We start from the raw sequence: 17,921 nt of genomic DNA on the forward strand, positions 1-17,921 counted from the left end.
ACAGATTATGGAAAGTTTATATCTCTTCATCGCCATCATTGCCTTCTTTGTCATTGCACTTTCACTCTCCAACCTCCTGCAACGCAGAAAAGGAAACACTACAGAGCGTGAGACACCGGCACCTCCCATCGACCTGAGCGGCAACGACGGAGGTTGCTGCGGGGCGCATGAGATTTGTGACAAGGACAGCCTGATCGCAGCCTTCGCTGAACCGGCCGAATATTTTGAAGACGAAGAACTGGACAAATATCGCTATCGCGAATCGGATCGTTACAACGAGCAGGAGGCGGATGAGTTCCGTGAGGTCTTCTACTCAGTGCTGGATCAGGAAAAACCACGCTGGATCAGAAGTCTCCAGATGAGGGAGATTGCCCTTCCCGATCAGCTGAAAGATGAGGTGCTGATGATTGTAAACGATCTGAGAACCCACAAAATGCACGCCTGACGACTAATAGATGATGAATCTTCCGGAACTGTTTCAGTATGATTTTTTCCGCAACGCCCTCCTGGGAGCACTGTTGGCGAGCATCGCCTGCGGTATGATCGGGACTTATGTGGTTTCACGGCGACTTGTATTCATCAGCGGGGGCATCACTCACGCCTCTTTCGGGGGACTGGGTGCCGGTTTTTTCTTCGGCTTACCTCCCATCCTCTCGGCGATGGTTTTCTCCATCCTCTCCGCCTTCGGCATCCAGTGGCTGTCGCATAAACAGGGTGTACGTGAAGACTCAGCCATCGCTGTCTTCTGGTCGTTCGGCATGGCACTGGGCATCCTTCTCACCTTTCTCACACCAGGCTATGCACCCAACCTGTCGGAATATCTCTTCGGCAACATCCTCACCATCACACAAACTGACCTTGTAGCATTGCTCGCCCTTACCTCTTCGCTACTGATCTTCTTTCTCCTCTTTTATCACGCCATCGTATCGGTTTCCTTCGACAGTGAGTTTGCCAGCACGCGGCGTCTGCCCACCCAGTTCATTGAGTATGCCATGATGTTCTTCATCGCGGTCACCATTGTGATGAGCATTCGCCTGGTGGGGATCGTATTGTTGATGTCGCTGATTACAGTGCCACAAATGACAGCCAACCTCTTCACGGTGAACTATGGCAAAATGATCGGACTTTCCATCCTCTTCAGTTTTGTGGGTAGCATCACCGGACTGTTTCTCTCATACTACCTCAACGTACCCTCAGGCGCACTCATCATCTTCGTGCTAATCGTGATTTTCTTCTTAGCCAGGGGCATCAAGACACTCACAAAGTAAAAGGTCAGATCTCTTCCGTCTCCACCACCTTTGCCAGAATATCACCGTAAGGGAGGATCATCTGTTGGTTCACTGCCTACAGCCCGGTTGATGAAATCTGTTTGTGAATCAACTTGTAAGAACTTAACTGGATGCTTTTTGAATCTGCTTCAGTAAAAAATCCTTCTGCTTAATCCCCACAAATCGATCAATCTCCTTGCCGTTCTTGAACAGTACCATGGTAGGGATGCTGCGGATGTTGTGCTTTTGCGCAAGCGCCTGGTGCTGCTCTATATTCACCTTTCCAACGTAGGCTTCACCCGAGAGCTCAGCGGCGACGCTGTTGAGCACCGGTGCCATCATGCGACAGGGTCCACACCATTCAGCCCAGAAATCGACCAGCACCACCCTGTTGCGTGTCTGTTGTCCAAAATTATTGCCGGAGAGGGTGAGAATCTTCTCATGGTCAGACACCAGCGGCATCTTCTTCATCTTCCTGTGCATGACGATGAGGTACGCAACAAAAGCTACAACCGTGAACCCTACGATCAATAAAAATATCTTCATAATTTCCTGTATCTATATTTGAGGTGCAAAATTAGTGTTTGCTGAACATAAGAACAAGCACTTCACATTCTATCCTGTCAATGCCCGGAATGAGATTTGACAACTATTTTGCTGAAAAAAATCATCTTTGTTCGAACGCCTTGTTCAGGTAGTACAACGCGATGCCGCTGGCCATAAACCCTCAGGAAGGGGCCTGGTGCATGATGGTTGCATCTGTCTGACAAAGGAAGACAATAAAAACTGAATTCCTCAGTTATATAGAGGAAAACAACAACCGAAAAGAGCAGGGTGAAACCAGGGATCATCAGCTACCGGGGCATACCATCTGCCCTGATCGTGTTGTTCTTTCTCTGCACGGGATGCAGCACGGGGAAGAACACTGCCCTGACGCGTGCCTACCACGAGCTGACCACACGCTACAACGTGTACCACAACGCAGAGCAGGCTTATCAGGAAATACTGGAGGAGCAGTCGCGTAACTTTACAGATCGTTACGAGAGCCTTCTGCCCATCTACCCCCGGTTCATACCGGATGAGAAGCAGTTGCCGGGGGGACCATTTGACGGTGTGGTGGAGAAAGCATCAAAGGCGATCAGGGAACACTCTGTCACTGCTAAGCCTCGGCGCGACCCCACAAAAAGAGTCACAGTCGAAAAACGTCAGTGGCTGCAACAGGATGAGTTTAACCCCTTCCTGCACAATGCATGGATGCTCCTTGGAAAGGCACACCTGCAGAATGGAGACCTGGAGGAGGCATTGGCTGCCTTTACCCACATCAGTCGCATCTACCGTCATGATGAGATTGTCGTGCAGGAAGCAGCCATCCTGATGATGCGTTGTTATACGGAACAGAACCGACTCTATCAGGCAGAACAAAGTGCACGGGTGTTATTGTCCACAAATCTGCCGGGCAATTTGCAATCGCTCTTCGATGAGACCTACACTGGTTACCTGCTTAAAAAGGGGGATTACAATGCAGCCATACCGTGGCTTAAACGTGTGATCTCCAACGAAAAAGTGCAATCACAAAAGAAAAGACTCCGCTACCTGTTGGGACAGCTGCTGCAACTCACCGGCGAACGGGAAGCAGCTTATCAGGCGTTCGGGGCGGTAAAAGGATTGTCAACACCTTTCGGTTTACAACTTCAGGCAACGATGAGTCAGCTTTCGCTTGCCCCACAAGCCAAACAGCATAAACTAAAAAAGGCTCTGGAAAAGATGAAAACCGGGGCCAATGAAGCTCAGTTGGCACGCATAGAAAAGAGTCTGGAGGGTATGGATCAAAGTACTATTGGAGCCTCATCACCGCTGGTAGAAACATCACAAACTGCTTTCGAGGTTGATGACTCACTGCTCATTGTCGCCACGTTGCATGATTCTCTATACCAGAAGATTTATCATGCATTCATGAATGGAGATACTGCAAAGGTTAAAGCCGAGGCTACCCGGTTTATTGGTCAATTCCCTGAATCGGCATGGCTCCCGCAAATGAAACAGATGCTAGCGTTTGTATTGAGTGACAGGATGCCAGCGGAATCACCTCCCGGTGCGGCCTGGGAGAGTCTTTCAGAAAGGAAGAGCTCACAAGGAACGCAATATGAACCGCTCTACATTGCGGACCCATTGGCTGCACACCAGTTCCTGCTGGTCTATGAAAAGCCGAGCGCCGACCGAAACAGGCTGCTCTTTGCCACTGCTGCTTTTAACTTCTCCCGTTTCAGGTTGCGTACATACGAACTCACCTTTCTTCCACTTGGGGCCAGAGAAGCATTGGTTGTTTCCACTTTTCGTTCTTATGAGGATGCATATCGGTATGGACAGATGTTGTTGGCAGACAGCCTTTTCACGGCAACCATCCATTCCAATGTGATACCGTTGGTGATTTCGGAAGAGAACAGCGACAGGTTGCGTAGAAAAGGACTACTCGACGAATACCTCGCTTTTGAAAAAAGCTATCAGACGAGTAATCACTTCCCGCCTCTTTCGCTAAAGGAAGAAGAAAATTTTATCAGTAGGGAAGAGCAGCAGAAAAAGATTGTACCTTTGGAAAGAGATCAATCGGTCTTTGGACAAACGGAAGATGCAACAGTAGCAGCACCGGCAGAGCGAACAGAACGGCTTGCTCCCGCTGAACTGCAACAGAAGCTGGAACAAAACGCACGTGAAGCAATGAAGCGATCGCAGGGACAGAACGACTCAAAAAGCAGGAAAGAGGAGCTCAAAGAGCGGAAGAAGTTGCGAGATAAACGCATTCGATTACGTGAGAAGGAGCTGAAGGAGCGTGCCCGCAGGCGAGAAGAGCTGCTGAGGAAGCGTGAAAAAGAAAGAGAACAGAAAATTAGAATGAGATGAAGAAAATTGTTTTTGCCACCAACAACCAACATAAACTGGATGAGATACGTAAGATCACACAGGGAACACTCTCAATTCTGAGCCTCTCCGACATCGGATGCAACGAGGAGATCGAAGAGACAGGAAGCACCCTCGATGAGAACGCCATGATCAAGGCTGCCTACGTGCAGGAACGGTATGGTTACGACTGTTTTGCCGATGACACCGGACTGGAGGTGGAAGCACTCAGGGGAGCACCCGGTGTCTATTCTGCACGCTATGCCGGGGAAAAATGCAGGCCAGACGACAACATGGCGAGATTGCTTGAAGAGATGAAGGAGATGGAGAACCGACAAGCACAATTTCGTACTGTTATTGCACTACGCTGTAATGGTAAAAACCACCTCTTTGAAGGTGTGATACGCGGGAGCATCATCCGTGAGAAGAGAGGCAGCGAAGGATTCGGGTACGACCCGATATTCATGCCTGAAGGGTACGACAAAACCTTCGCTGAGCTGGGCAATGAAGTGAAAAACAAGATCAGTCACCGGGCAGTTGCAACCGGCAAACTGATGCATTTTCTAAGGGAGCGTTATCAGTGAGACAAGTCTGTTGAAGAGAAACAGGATCACAAAAAAAAGAGTATCTTTGAATCTGAACGCAAAATAAAAGACTATGTCAACAAACATTCGCACGGGCATCATCGGCTACGGACTCTCCGGACGTGTATTCCATGCCCCTTTTATCGATGTTGTGGAGGGATACGATCTGACCAAGATCAGCACCTCCCGCCCCGAAAGCATCGCCATGATCGAAGAGCGATACCCGCTTACCGCTGTCGTTCCCGACGGAAAGAGCATCATCGACGATCCGGAGATTGACCTCGTGATCGTCACCTCACCCAACACTGAGCATTTCCGCTGGTCGCGCGAAGCGTTGCTCGCCGGTAAGCATGTGGTTGTAGAGAAGCCCTTCACTGTGACTGTGGAAGAAGCAGATGAATTGATTGAGATTGCCCACAGACAACATAAGATTCTGACGGTCTACCATAACCGCCGCTTCACAAGTGACACCCGCACCGTGAAAAAGCTCTTAGAGAGTGGACTGCTGGGTGAGATCGTCGATTATGAGTCACACTTCGACCGCTACCGCACCAATCCTCGCCCCAACGGTGCCTGGCGTGAACAACCGTTGCCCGGATCCGGAATCTTCTACGACCTGGGATCACACCTGATTGACCAGGCTCTCTGGTTCTTCGGCATGCCTCAGGCTGTAACAGCTGAGATAAACAACCAGCGCTCCTGGGCACTTACCGACGACCATTTCGATCTGCGACTCCACTACCCCACCTTCACCGCCACCCTCAAATCCGGTATGATCTGCCGCATACCCGGCCCAACCTACATGCTACACGGTACGAATGGTTCGTTTGTCAAGTACGGACTGGATGTCCAGGAGGCAGCCCTCGACAGGGGTGCCATTCCGCAAGGAAATGACTGGGGAAGCGAGCCAGAGGGCATCTGGGGAACAATCAACGCCGAATACAAAGGAGTGAAAATACAGGGCAAGCTGGAGAGTGAGCAGGGTGATTACCGCGACTACTTCATCAACTTGCGCGATGCCATCAACGGAAAGACTATGCTGGCGGTGAAACCGGAGGAAGCACGCAATGTGATGCGAATCATCGAACTGGCTTTCCAAAGCAGCAGGGAAAAGAGAACCTTCGTCCTCTCCTGACAGAGGCCTAAAGGAAGAAGATGGTCGCACCGGCGATACTGATCACCGCCCCAATCACCTGTCGGGCAGTAATCTTTTCCTTGAACATGATGGCCGTGGGGAGGATGATAAAGATGGGTACCAGGGCCATCAATGCCGAAGCGATCCCCGTCTCGGTGTGCTGCACCGCGTAAAGCGAGAGGGAGACACCAATAAAGGGGCCGAAGATGGTACCGATCGTAATCGCCTTCATCCCCGTTTTATCTCCCAGGGCCATGAAGACCCGCCTCCAGCGACCGACAAAGGTGACCAACAAGGCAAATGCGATGAAGCCGAAGATGGCCCTGATCTGGGTGGCTGCCACCGGGTCATAATCACCCATCCCCTTCTTGCTAAGAATAAGGCCCACCGCCTGTCCCAGTGCACCACCCAATGCATAGAGAAAGCCACGCAGGGGTACGTTCAGTTTTAGCTTCCTACCGGCCACGGCAATCATGATGCCGGCAACACTTACCACGATACCCGCGATGCTCTTCAGCGAGAGGATCTCCTGCAGAAAGAACCAGCCGATGACGGCAGTAATCATCGGTGCAAGGCTCATCACCAACTGCGATGTACGGGAACCGATCAGGGTGTAGGACTTGAAGAGGAAGAGATCACCCAGGAAGAAACCAACGATACCCGAGAGACCTAACCAAATCCAGTTGTAGGCGGTGGCATCCATCGGGAAGAACATCCCGCGGGTGAAGAGAGTGGTGATCCCCAGGAAGATGATCCCCAGAAAGATACGAATGATGTTTACCGTGAGGGAGCCGGTACGGCGTCCCGCCTTCTCGAAGAAGATGGCGCTGAGTGTCCAGCAGACGGCTGTGAAAAGTGAGGCTATCTCACCGATATGCGATTGAAACGGCATGCAAATGATCCCTTAATGCTATAACCAGAAATAAAGTGGCAGCAAATGTACGGGATTTTTTTGAATATGAAGGGTCAGCGAATCGCTTCCCTTAGTTTTTTTGCTGCCGCCTCCACAGAAGGTTCACTCTCCAGCAGAGAGATAAAGCGGCTGCCAATGATAGCACCGGCTGCCTCCCCGCAAGCTGCTTCGAATGTCTCCCTGTTGGAGATCCCGAAACCAATCAGTCGCGGGTTCTTCAGTCCCATCGCGTTCACGCGCCGGAAGTACGCCAGGTTCTGCTCTCCGAAACTCTTCCTTGCACCGGTGACAGACGCAGAGGAAACCATATAGATAAACCCGGATGTATGTTCATCGATCATCCGGATCCGTTCTTCCGACGTCTCGGGGGTAATCAGCATGATCATATGGAGCCCATGGCGATCGGCTATCTGTTTATAATTCTCCAGGTATTCGACAAAAGGGAGATCAGGGATGATCAACCCGTCTATGCCGCAGGAAGCCGCTCTCCGGCAGTATTCTTCGAACCCGAACTGAAGGATGGGATTCAAATAACCCATCAGTACCAGAGGGATAGATACCATGCCCCGCACATCTTCCATCTGATTGAAGAGCGTTTTCACGCTCATGCCATTGCGTAATGCCTGTGTGCCGGAAGCCTGGATCACCGGCCCATCCGCCATCGGGTCGCTGAAGGGGACACCGATCTCCAGCATCTCCACTCCTTCCTTTTCCAACGCCTGCATCACCCGTACTGTATCATCCAGCTGAGGGTAGCCGGTAGTAAAATAGACCGATAAAATATTCGCTTTCTTCTGTTGAAACAATTGGTCAATCCTGTTCATATCTGATTTTTTTGATAAAATTCTGTAATCTTGTGTACTCCTTAATTGCGGGAGCAGTCTCAAAGCCACTGTTAAGGTCTATCCCGATAAACTGCGGATGTGAAAATTCCCTGATGGCTGCAGCATCATCCGGACCGATCCCCCCGCTCAGCAGGAAGGGTGTCTCTCCCCTGTAGGATGAAAGCAGTTCCCAGCGAAACTTCTTCCCGGAACCACCATGTTGTACTGTCCGGGTATCGAAGATGAAGTAGTCGCAACTCCCTCTATATTGTTCCACCAAAGGGGCAGGAAACGGTTTATCACTCTCCATCCCGAATGCCTTCACCACCGTGAAACCGGCATCCTGAATGAAACGGCAGGTTTCGGGTGATTCACTGCCGTGTAACTGAATAATCTGCAACCGATTCTTTGATGCGATCTCCAGTACCCTCTCTTGTAATTCATTCACAAAAACCCCCACCCGTTTCACCTTCTCCGGGGCATAACTTAGCTTTTCTCCCACATACCGTGACGAGCCAGGATAGAAGATAAATCCCATCCAGTCTACACCCAGCTGTTCCACAGCCCGGATGTTCTCTGCATCACGCATTCCACATATCTTGATGAGCATACTTTTATTGCTTTCAGCTTTTTATTCCTTGTTTCTGGTTATTGGTTTATCATGCCAACATATTAACATTGAACATCGAACCTACAAACAAACTAACCTGCAGACCTTTTTATTTCTCCCAGGAATGCCCTCAGCGACTCTCCCGGTTCATCACATTTCATGAAGTTTTCACCAATCAGGAAGCCCCTGTAGCCTGCATCACGCAGTTCACGCACCACCTGCGGGTCGGAGATGCCACTCTCTGAGATCAGCAACGCCTCCCTCGGGAGCAGGTCGATCATCCGGAACGACTTCTGCACGTCGGTAACGAAGCTGCCCAGGTTGCGGTTGTTGATACCGATCAACCGGTTGTGCGGTGTGATGTATTCCGTCTCCCGCTCATCGTGCAGCTCCAGCAAAACCTCCAACTGCAGCTCTCCTGCCAGCTCGGTAAACCGTTTTGACTCCTCCTTGGTGATGGCGGCAGCAATCAGCAGAATCGCACTCGCCCCCGAGAGCTTCGCATCGTAGATCTGGTACTCATCCACGATGAATTCCTTGCGCATCACCGGAATGGAAACGCTTTTGGTCGCTGTCCGAAGGTCGTCCAACGTCCCGCCGAAGTAGGGTTCATCGGTCAGCACCGAAAGGGCCGCAGCACCGGCAGCCTCATAGGCTTGAACCACCGTTGTCGCCTCCGCCGATCGGTTAATCCATCCTTTACTGGGGGAGCGCCGCTTGAACTCGGCGATGATTCCGGTGGATGATTCTTCCAATGCAGTTTTCAGTGAATAAAAAGGAATCCTCTCGGCAGATAGTTTTTGCTCCAACATTGATAAAGGGTGCTCCTTCATCTGTCGTGCCACCTCTCTTTTTTTGTGTGCGACGATCTCGCTCAGTACATCTTGCATGTTATTTAGCTTTTTAGCAACAAATCATAGCTATTAGCGATAGCTTATGACTTACAGCTTATTCCTGATTTACCTCAATGAATTTCTCCAAGGTGCGTAGAGCCTTCTTCCCGTAGAGAGCATTCTTGGCCATCTCCAGGCATTCACCGACCGGTTTGGACTGTTCAACGGTCTGTATTCCGAAGGCAGCGTTGGCCAACACCGCGTTCATCTGGGCCTCCGTACCTTCGGCGGCCAGCACCCTTCGGAAGATCTGAGAGGCCTCTGCAGGTGTATCACCACCATAGAGTGCTTCCTGCGGTATGGCATCAAACCCGAGATCGGACGGAGAGAAGAGCTGCTCTCCACGATTGGAGACCACCTTGAATCGATCGGTGAGGGAGATTTCATCATATCCGTCGAGACTGTGTACAATGCTGAAACGTTTGTTTTCCGCCTGATAGATGTAGCTGTAGAGCCTCGACATGGCGAGGTTGTAAACGCCCAGTATCTGGTAACGTGGCTGCACCGGGTTCACCAACGGTCCCAGCACATTGAAGAAGTTTCGCACCCCCAGGCTTCTACGCACCGGTGCTACCGCCTTAAGTGCGGGACTAAAGAGCGGGGCATGGAGGTATGCCAGTCCACAGGCATCAAGGCTGCGGCGTAGTTTGTCCTGGTCGGTGGTGAACCGCACGCCAAGACTTTCAATCACGTTGCTCGCACCGCTGATAGAGGTGGCGCCGTAGTTGCCGTGCTTCACCACCGGATAACCTGCACCGGCCACCACGAAGCAGGCAGTGGTGGAAATGTTGAAGGTGTTCTTGCCATCGCCACCGGTACCCACGATATCGAGCGGGTCATAATCGGAGAGGTCCACCTGCACCCGCATCTCAAGGAGAGCGTCACGGAAGCCGAGGATCTCATCGACCGAGATGCTGCGCATCAGGAAGGAGGTGATCAGTGAGGCGATTTGTGTTTCGGGTACATCACCCTTCACAATAGTGAACAACACTTCACGTGCTTGCTCGCGGGAGAGGTACTGATAGTCGAAAAGTTGGTATAAAATCTCTTTCATGCTCATTCACTTATAGATTTCGACAAAACAGGATGCTCGAGGAAGTTGCGGATGATAACTGTCCCTTCCGGGGTGAGGATTGATTCCGGATGAAACTGCACCCCGTGCAGGTCGAGCGTGCGGTGTCGCATCGCCATAATGGCTCCTGCGTTATCCAGGGCTGTGACTTCCAGCTCAGCGGGAAAATTCTCACGGGCTACAATCCAGGAGTGGTACCTTCCCACCGCTATCTCCTCCGGAAGGCCGGTGAAGAGATAATCCTCCGCAACAATTTGCGCCGGGGTCTGCACCCCATGGAACACGAAGGGGATGTTCTCCAGCTTTGCACCGAACACCTGTCCAATCGCTTGGTGGCCGAGGCAGACGCCCAAGATGCTCTTGCTGGTTGCGTATCGCTCGATAAGGGGCAGCAGCAATCCCGCCTCTTCCGGGAGACCGGGGCCGGGTGAAAGGATGATCTTGTCGTACCGTTCCACCTCTTCCAACGTCATCCTGTTGTTGCGAATCACATCCACATTGGTGTAGCCGAGAGACTGTACCGTGTGCAGCAGGTTGTAGGTGAAGGAATCGTAATTGTCGAATATCAAAATCTTTTTCATCTGCTTGTCTTTAACTGTTGTAAAGGGTGGATGCCTTGTCAATGGCACGCTTCAGGGCTCCCAGCTTACTGTTCACCTCACGCAGTTCATACTCATCACTGCTCTGGGAGACGACACCGGCACCGGCCTGGTACCATAGCTCGTTGTTGCGACTCACGAAGGTGCGGATAGTGATCGCCTGGTTGATATCACCATTGAGTCCGATGAAACCGATGCAGCCACCGTAGGCACCGCGGTTGTGCGACTCTATCTCGGAGATCAGCTGCATGGCCCTCACCTTTGGGGCACCCGAGAGGGTCCCGGCCGGGAAGGTGTCGATGAAAGCTTTGAGAGGATCGGCCGTGACGTTGAGGGTGCCGGTGACACGTGACACCAAATGGATTACGTGCGAATAGAACTGTGGCTCCTTGAAAAAGGCCACCTCCACATCGTGCGCATTACGGCTCAAGTCGTTTCGTGCCAGGTCGACAAGCATCACATGTTCCGCGTTCTCCTTCGGGTCGTTCAGCAGGAACTCCACCGCTTTCATATCCTCCTGGTTGTCACCGGACCGTTTCGTTGTTCCCGCGATAGGGTCGATGCTGATCTGCCGGCCGCTGATTTTACAGTGGGTCTCGGGCGAGGAACCGAAGATACGGAATCCTCCGAAGTCGAAATAGAAGAGGTAGGGCGACGGGTTGATGGAGCGCAGTGCACGGTAGACTTTGAAGTCATCTCCCGTGAAGGGCTGTATGAAGCGGCGGGAAAGCACGATCTGGAAGACATCACCCCGCAGGCAGTGCTGCACCCCACGGCGTACATACTCCTTGTACTCTTCATCGGTGATGGTGCTTCTCTCCTCTCCCTCGGGGAAGAAGTTGTAGGTTGCAAAGTTGCGCTGGTTGATGAGTGATTCCACCTTCACCATGTTGCTCACCTCCTGCTCGCCCTGCAATTCCAGCAGATGGATCTCATCGGTGAAGTGGTTGAACACCAGGAGGTACTTGAAGAGAATGTAGAGCATGTCGGGGGCATCGTTGCGCTCCTCCCTGCTTTCACGGATGGCGATCTGCTCGGTGTACTTCACACAGTTGAAGGTGGTGTACCCGAAGAGGCCACACTGGTTCAGCTCATCGCCATCCACCTCGAAGCGAGAGATGAAGCGGTTGAGCGCATCGGAGATGGTAAAGGTATCCGAGAGGTTCTCTTGCTCCTCCGTGCCATCGGGGAATAGTGAAGTGCAAACGGCACGGTTCACCTCGATGCGGGCAATCGGTTTCAGGCCAAGATAGGAGATGCTATTCTGTCCGGCATGAAAGTCAGAACTCTCCAACAGGGCCGACTGGGGAAAGCTGTCCCTCACCTTGAGATAGACGCTCACCGGAGTATGAAGATCACCCATCAGCGTTTTTCGGTTAGTAGTATATTTGTATTGCATAGGATTTGTTTTTTTAGCTGTCAGTTCATTAAAAATCATACTTGTCTTCATACTTGAAGTAGGTCTCCAGATCCTTGTCACCGCGACCGGAGAGGGTGAGTACCACCAACTCACCGGGAGCGAAAGTCACCTTCTCCAATGCAGCCAGCGCGTGAGCTGACTCCAACGCGGGGATGATTCCCTCACGGTGGGTAAGTTCATAGGCAGCACGAAGCGCCTCATCGTCTGTAATGGCCACCACCTGAGCCCGTCCTGTCTCAACCAAGTGGGCATGGATGGGTCCGATGCCTGGATAATCCAGCCCCGCAGAGACAGAATAGGGCTCGGTAATCTGTCCGTCTTCCGTCTGCATCAGCAGTGTGCGGCAGCCGTGCAGTACACCCACACTCCCGAGATGGATGGTGGCGGCCGACTCACCGCTATCCACCCCTTTGCCGCCCGCTTCGGCCAGCAAGATCTGCACCTTCTCGTTGTCGAGGTACTCATAAATGGTTCCGGCGGCGTTGCTGCCTCCACCCACGCAAGCCACCAGCCGGTCGGGATAATCACGCCCCTCCTTCTCCAGCAACTGCAATTTGATTTCCTTGCTGATCACAGACTGCAGACGGGCCACCAGATCAGGATAGGGATGAGGGCCGACGGTGGAGCCGATGATGTAGTGGGTGTCGGATGGATTGCTGCACCAGTCGCGAATCGCCTCGTTGGTAGCATCTTTCAGTGTCATGTTGCCCGAGGTGACCGGCACCACCGTGGCTCCCATCATTTCCATCTTTTTCACGTTCATTTGTTGCCGTTCCACATCGGTCTTCCCCATGTAGACGGTACAGGGCATCTGCATCAGGGCACAAACGGTAGCGGTGGCCACGCCGTGCTGACCGGCACCAGTCTCTGCGATGATCCGCGTCTTGCCCATCTCGCGAGCGATCAGGATCTGCCCAATGGTGTTGTTAATCTTGTGCGCACCGGTATGATTGAGATCCTCCCGCTTCAGGTAGATCTTCGCCCCGAAACGTTCTGACAGCTGGTGGGAGTAGTAGAGCGGTGAAGGGCGTCCCACATAGTCGCGCAACAACTGATCGAAATCCTTTCGGAAGCGCTCACTCTCCATGATTCTAAGGTAGGCTTCGCGCAGATCAGTTACGCACCGGTGCAGGATCTCGGGGATATAGGCACCCCCAAACTGACCATAGTATCCATTCTCATTGACGTTGAATTGCTGCATAATCTTATGATGTTTATCTCTTTTAATTCGATACCCCTGTTTCTAAAACTGAAAAAGCCCGTCGCAGGATTGCGACAGGCTTTTTTATAATTTTTAGTGATGAACTATAAATGCACGATGCTACTCCTTACGACCTTGTGAGTTGTAAGCAGCGCCACCAATATCCGTTCATTAATAAATTTGTCATAATTCTTTCAATTGTCTGCAAAGAAATAGTATTTGAAATAAATTTGCAACTCTTTCTCTGTTTTTAACACAATTATTTTCGATTAAGATCCGAATGATTCTCCTTTGTTCTTTCATTTTTACTTCTTCCATATCGTCCGATACCGAAGCCGTATAAAAATGCACCAACTGAAAATCCGACCAACAGAAAGAAAATATACCTGTTCCATACAGATTTGGGGTTGAAATAAAGTACGATTGCACCTACCAACCAAACGAGAATGGACAATATGAGTACTTTCCTGTTGATCATATTTCTTCCGCTTCAAAACCGGTACGTTTGATGGTTTTGACGATATCTCCCGCATCCAGCAGCTCTGTCTCCACTGTCAATATTTTATTGGGGTTGTCTATATCAACTCTCCACGACTGAATACCCTCTTTCCTGTCGAGAAAAGGAGTCACCTTAGCCAGGCAATTGCTGCAATTGATATTTGTTTTAAACTGTATCGTTTTCATAATTCTTTTCATTCATTCATCTGCTGGTTGAAGGTTGTTGGATAACTGTTGCAACCGGCCTTTCATTAATTACAAATTTCAGGCTGTTTTGTTCATTTTAAGAATCTCCGAAATTGAACATAGCAAGGGAATAAGTGACCCAACAGTGATAAATATTGGAAGATATCTTCCTGACGATCAATTATTTTTTTTAATTTTACAGGTGAATACAAAAGCCTTTCAATTAGATCATATGCTTGGAGCGATTCTTGGCGATATCGTGGGAAGCACCTACGAGTTTGCCAACACCAAAGATTACAATTTTGACCTTTTTCCTGCCGGAAGTATTTATACAGATGACACCGTGCTGACTGTTGCCGTGGCAGATGCTATTTTGAATAAATGCGATTACGGAGAAACGATTCGCAAATGGGCGCTTCGTTACCCACATCCCAAAGGCGCTTACGGCAGTTCTTTCACACGTTGGATGCACGCAGATGAGATCAAGCCCTATGGCAGCTACGGCAATGGCTCGGCCATGCGTGTTAGCCCCGTAGGGTGGTTATTTGATACGGAGCAGGTTGTGCTCGACGAGGCACGCAAGAGTGCTGCATGCACCCACAATCATCCCGAAGGTATCAAGGGAGCTCAGGCCACGGCTATCGCTCTCTATTTTGCCCGGAAAGGGAAAGAGAAACTGTTTATCAGGCAGTACATCGCTGCTGAATTCGGATACGATTTGCATAAAACGGTGGATGAGATCCGTAAGACATACCTCTATAATGAATCATGTCAGGGCACTGTGCCTGAAGCATTGATCTGCTTTTTAGAGAGTGATTCGTTTGAAGATGCCATACGAAAGGCGATCTCCATAGGAGGTGACAGCGATACCATCGGAGCAATCACAGGTGCCATTGCAGAAGCGTTCTATGATATCCCTGTTGAGTTGGCGAATAAAGCCAGGAGTTATTTGCCCAATGATATGCTGGATACCCTGAAACTATTTGGTGAGAAGGCGCATCCAATGGCGATAGATCTGAATGACGACACCAAGCAGTTACGTGAACGCTTTCGGAAACTGAAAAAGATATTTTCGGAGCTTTTCATGCAAAAGCAAAACATGTTGTTGCACGAACAACCGCTTTTAACAGCACTTTATCTGCAAAAAATCGGATCCATACAGTATAAATCCTATTGCCTGGAGGTGGAACTGGCACAACTGAAACAGCGGCTATCGCTGTTGCAGATTTTTGTTAACCGGAATGAAAAACCAGATTTGAATGCGGTTGACAAAGAAATTGAAATTCGATTTTCTGAGTATCAACAAAAAATTGAATTCGACGCCAAACAACTGGCAGCTGCACGTGATTTTTTGAAGGGATCGTTTCTTTCACCCGAAGAATCGAAGAGAATTAAAGAGGTCTACTATATCATTGTCAAACGTTTACACCCTGACATCAATCCCGATTCGGACGAAAGAATGAATGAGCTTTTTGTAAAAGCACAAACAGCTTACGAGTTGAGTGATCTGCCCACACTGCAACAAATTCTTGTTCTGCTCGATAATAAAGAATCAGATCTTGAGGTTTTATTACCTGATCTGCAAATCAATGTAAACCGGCTGGCAGAAAACATCAGCACACTGGAGCATCAGATTGAACAGCTGTATCAATCATTTCCGTTTATTTACGAGGAAAAGTTACGGGACGAAGAATGGGTGAAGAACGAATGTGAAGAAATGAGCATAAAGATTGATACGATAAAACAGGAAATTGAAAAATACAAAAAATACATCACATTGTTGGAAGAATGGAAACCGGTATCGTAAAACTTACACCCGAATTGCTCGCACTTATCGGCACAGGCGGTGTGAAAGCCATTGCGCCATTTACACGCGAGATATTTTTACTGAATATCGTTGTCGCGGGAACAACATTCTGCGAACAAATGAATGAGCTGGAGCCGGATCTCGTCCCCGGGAGCGTACTGAAAATGATTCGACATCCCAAAAACGAATATGATGAACTTGCCATCGGCATCTATATCAACGACAATCGCATCGGATGGGTTCCACAGGAGTTCAATGAAGTCATTTCCCGCCTGATGGATGCGGGAAAAGCATTTTTTTGCCGTGTAGAAAATACAAGACGAATAAACAAATGGCTGAAAATCGACGTTAAAATTTATATGGTTGAATAAAAAACAGGAAGAACTAAATCATTTGTATCGCATGAAAAAGTTATTTTTTTTATTCGCTGTCGTATCATTCCTGGCAGCCTGCTCTGGTCCAAAGGGGATGGTCAAAATTGAACCGAATGGAAGAGAAGCGGCAGAGGAAGATTCTGTTGCATATGAACTGATTGTCTTCGATACAGGATTTGAGACCTGGTACTTGCTTCAAAACTCTCCGGCCAGATACCGCTCCCAACAGTATTATGAGAACTGGAACAGGCAGTATGTGTCAGAATGGAATCATCTGGCAACGCAGTCCAGCAGAAGATCATTTTTTCAGACCATTATGGGATATGAACCAGGTGTGGATTATGGATTTGAGCTGAATCACAAGCTGTTCTACTATTTCCAGTATGTTGAGCATGTGCTGCGGATACCTATTCTGCCTAACCCCCCTGTAGGGGTGGTTTATTAGTTTACTGGTTAAAAATGCAACTTGTCGGTCGAAGTGAAATAACATTATCCCGTTTGATAGATAATAACTATTTTTGGCTATGATTCAAACAGACAGGGAACATACTTCTTTGAAAAAATCCAATAAGCAAAAATGGATACGCCTGATTGTTGTTGGCGGTATACTACTGGCAGTCATCTTTATCTTCAGCCGAAGCCCTATGCTTTCCGAGGCATATATGCGAAACGATTACCCCGCCATTGCGACACTCTTCTCCTTTATCTCAGGCATTTTTCCTTTTTCACTATACGACCTTTTTATCGTGGCGGCATTGATATGGCTCACCGGTATGATCCTGCGGGTTATATTGCGTAAAATCACCCTCTCAACTTTCCTTTATTCAATGCTTAGATTCACGTTGATCGTTGTCGCCTGGTTCTATCTTGGTTGGGGAGTGGCCTACTTCCGGGGGGACTTCTACGCAAGAAGCGAAGTGACGAAAGCTACTTTCGACCGGGAGAAACTGATGAGGCTCACAGAGACAATCATTGAACAGGCTAATTACAACTACCTCGATTGCCGTTCGATGGACAAGGAGAAGGTACACCTGGAGATTGAACAATCGTATGCCGCTCTGCAGGACCCACTCCGCCTCTCCTATCCGAACGGTAAACGAAGGATGAAACCGATGCTCTTCGAACCAATCTATAGCGGAATGGGGGTATCAGGCTATTTCGGTCCCTTCTTCAACGAAATACACGTGAACCATTTCGGACTCCCTTTCACATACCCCTTCACGCTGGCACACGAGATGTCGCACCAGTTCGGCATCGCTGCCGAGTCGGAAGCAAACCTCTATGGCTTTGCAGCCTGCGTAAACAGCAACCACCCGATGGTACGCTACAGCGGTTACGCCTCACTACTGGGTTACCTGTTAGGCGATGCACGACGGTTGCTGCCCGATGTATATGATTCACTGGTACAATCAATACGTCCGGAGGTCCTTGCCGATCTGCAACGAAACAGTGCACACTGGATGGCAGCAAGGAACAGCATCCTCTCCGGTGCACAGAACTGGATGTACGATGCCTACCTGAAGACCAACCGGGTGAGCTCGGGACGTGAAAATTACTCCGAGGTTGTAGGACTGCTGCTATCTTGTGATTTTGAACAAATCATCACTCAGAATGGTGAATAACAGGATTGTTTAAACAAATC

Annotated in this window: 19 protein-coding genes; 9 read left to right on the top strand and 10 right to left on the bottom strand. The window is 49.7% G+C overall.

Annotated features, from left to right (window positions below):
• The first annotated feature begins 7 nt into the window (after positions 1-7).
• Both JS578_06280 and JS578_06285 read left to right on the top strand, forming a co-directional pair.
• Entirely contained in the window at positions 8-445 is a 438-nt protein-coding gene (locus JS578_06280; protein QRX64833.1) for a phospholipase, read from the top strand.
• A gap of 13 nt (positions 446-458) precedes the next feature.
• Entirely contained in the window at positions 459-1,268 is an 810-nt protein-coding gene (locus JS578_06285; protein QRX64940.1) for a metal ABC transporter permease, read from the top strand.
• A gap of 123 nt (positions 1,269-1,391) precedes the next feature.
• Here JS578_06285 and trxA read toward each other — a convergent pair whose 3' ends face one another.
• Positions 1,392-1,814, bottom strand: a complete 423-nt coding sequence (gene trxA, locus JS578_06290; protein ID QRX64834.1) for a thioredoxin — start codon at positions 1,812-1,814, stop codon at positions 1,392-1,394.
• Positions 1,815-2,102: 288 nt separating this feature from the next.
• Between trxA and JS578_06295 the strand changes: the two genes are divergently transcribed.
• The 3 genes from JS578_06295 (at position 2,103) to JS578_06305 (ending at position 5,882) form a co-directional block, all read left to right on the top strand.
• Positions 2,103-4,166, top strand: a complete 2,064-nt coding sequence (locus tag JS578_06295; GenBank protein ID QRX64835.1) for a hypothetical protein — start codon at positions 2,103-2,105, stop codon at positions 4,164-4,166.
• A complete protein-coding gene (locus tag JS578_06300; protein ID QRX64836.1) occupies positions 4,163-4,747 on the top strand; it encodes a non-canonical purine NTP diphosphatase in 585 nt (194 codons plus the stop codon). The genes JS578_06295 and JS578_06300 overlap by 4 nt, the downstream gene beginning before the upstream one ends.
• Positions 4,748-4,820: 73 nt before the next feature.
• Positions 4,821-5,882 carry an oxidoreductase gene (locus JS578_06305; protein ID QRX64837.1) on the top strand — a complete coding sequence of 354 codons (1,062 nt, stop codon included), beginning with the start codon at positions 4,821-4,823 and terminating at the stop codon, positions 5,880-5,882.
• Positions 5,883-5,889: 7 nt separating this feature from the next.
• Here the strand turns inward: JS578_06305 and JS578_06310 are convergent, their stop codons facing one another.
• The 9 genes from JS578_06310 to JS578_06350 form a co-directional block, all read right to left on the bottom strand.
• Positions 5,890-6,774 (bottom strand): DMT family transporter, encoded by an 885-nt coding sequence (locus tag JS578_06310; GenBank protein QRX64838.1) that lies wholly within the window; start codon positions 6,772-6,774, stop codon positions 5,890-5,892.
• 74 nt (positions 6,775-6,848) lie between these two features.
• Positions 6,849-7,619, bottom strand: coding sequence for a tryptophan synthase subunit alpha (locus tag JS578_06315; protein QRX64839.1), 771 nt, complete (start codon positions 7,617-7,619; stop codon positions 6,849-6,851).
• Positions 7,606-8,229 carry a phosphoribosylanthranilate isomerase gene (locus tag JS578_06320; protein ID QRX64840.1) on the bottom strand — a complete coding sequence of 208 codons (624 nt, stop codon included), beginning with the start codon at positions 8,227-8,229 and terminating at the stop codon, positions 7,606-7,608. The genes JS578_06315 and JS578_06320 overlap by 14 nt, the downstream gene beginning before the upstream one ends.
• Positions 8,230-8,321: 92 nt before the next feature.
• A complete protein-coding gene (gene trpC / locus JS578_06325) occupies positions 8,322-9,119 on the bottom strand; it encodes an indole-3-glycerol phosphate synthase TrpC (protein ID QRX64841.1) in 798 nt (265 codons plus the stop codon).
• Between the two features lie 58 nt (positions 9,120-9,177).
• Entirely contained in the window at positions 9,178-10,176 is a 999-nt protein-coding gene (gene trpD, locus JS578_06330) for an anthranilate phosphoribosyltransferase (protein QRX64842.1), read from the bottom strand.
• 2 nt (positions 10,177-10,178) lie between these two features.
• Positions 10,179-10,775: an aminodeoxychorismate/anthranilate synthase component II gene (locus tag JS578_06335; GenBank protein QRX64843.1), complete on the bottom strand. Its 597-nt coding sequence runs from the start codon at positions 10,773-10,775 to the stop codon at positions 10,179-10,181.
• A 10-nt stretch (positions 10,776-10,785) separates the two neighbouring features.
• A complete protein-coding gene (locus JS578_06340) occupies positions 10,786-12,192 on the bottom strand; it encodes an anthranilate synthase component I family protein (protein QRX64844.1) in 1,407 nt (468 codons plus the stop codon).
• A gap of 28 nt (positions 12,193-12,220) precedes the next feature.
• Positions 12,221-13,414 (bottom strand): tryptophan synthase subunit beta, encoded by a 1,194-nt coding sequence (trpB, locus tag JS578_06345; GenBank protein ID QRX64845.1) that lies wholly within the window; start codon positions 13,412-13,414, stop codon positions 12,221-12,223.
• A 474-nt stretch (positions 13,415-13,888) separates the two neighbouring features.
• Positions 13,889-14,098 (bottom strand): heavy-metal-associated domain-containing protein, encoded by a 210-nt coding sequence (locus tag JS578_06350; protein ID QRX64846.1) that lies wholly within the window; start codon positions 14,096-14,098, stop codon positions 13,889-13,891.
• A 232-nt stretch (positions 14,099-14,330) separates the two neighbouring features.
• Between JS578_06350 and JS578_06355 the strand changes: the two genes are divergently transcribed.
• The 4 genes from JS578_06355 (at position 14,331) to JS578_06370 (ending at position 17,901) form a co-directional block, all read left to right on the top strand.
• Positions 14,331-15,905, top strand: coding sequence for an ADP-ribosylglycohydrolase family protein (locus tag JS578_06355; GenBank protein ID QRX64941.1), 1,575 nt, complete (start codon positions 14,331-14,333; stop codon positions 15,903-15,905).
• Positions 15,887-16,276 carry an HIRAN domain-containing protein gene (locus JS578_06360; GenBank protein ID QRX64847.1) on the top strand — a complete coding sequence of 130 codons (390 nt, stop codon included), beginning with the start codon at positions 15,887-15,889 and terminating at the stop codon, positions 16,274-16,276. Before JS578_06355 ends, JS578_06360 begins: the two co-directional genes overlap by 19 nt.
• Positions 16,269-16,724, top strand: coding sequence for a hypothetical protein (locus JS578_06365; GenBank protein QRX64848.1), 456 nt, complete (start codon positions 16,269-16,271; stop codon positions 16,722-16,724). The genes JS578_06360 and JS578_06365 overlap by 8 nt, the downstream gene beginning before the upstream one ends.
• A gap of 109 nt (positions 16,725-16,833) precedes the next feature.
• Complete coding sequence (locus JS578_06370) at positions 16,834-17,901, top strand: DUF3810 domain-containing protein (GenBank protein QRX64849.1); 1,068 nt, start codon at positions 16,834-16,836, stop codon at positions 17,899-17,901.
• The last annotated feature ends 20 nt before the right edge of the window (positions 17,902-17,921 follow it).

The sequence above is a fragment of the Dysgonomonadaceae bacterium zrk40 genome, from assembly GCA_016916535.1.
In the GTDB taxonomy this organism is placed as follows: domain Bacteria; phylum Bacteroidota; class Bacteroidia; order Bacteroidales; family Dysgonomonadaceae; genus Proteiniphilum.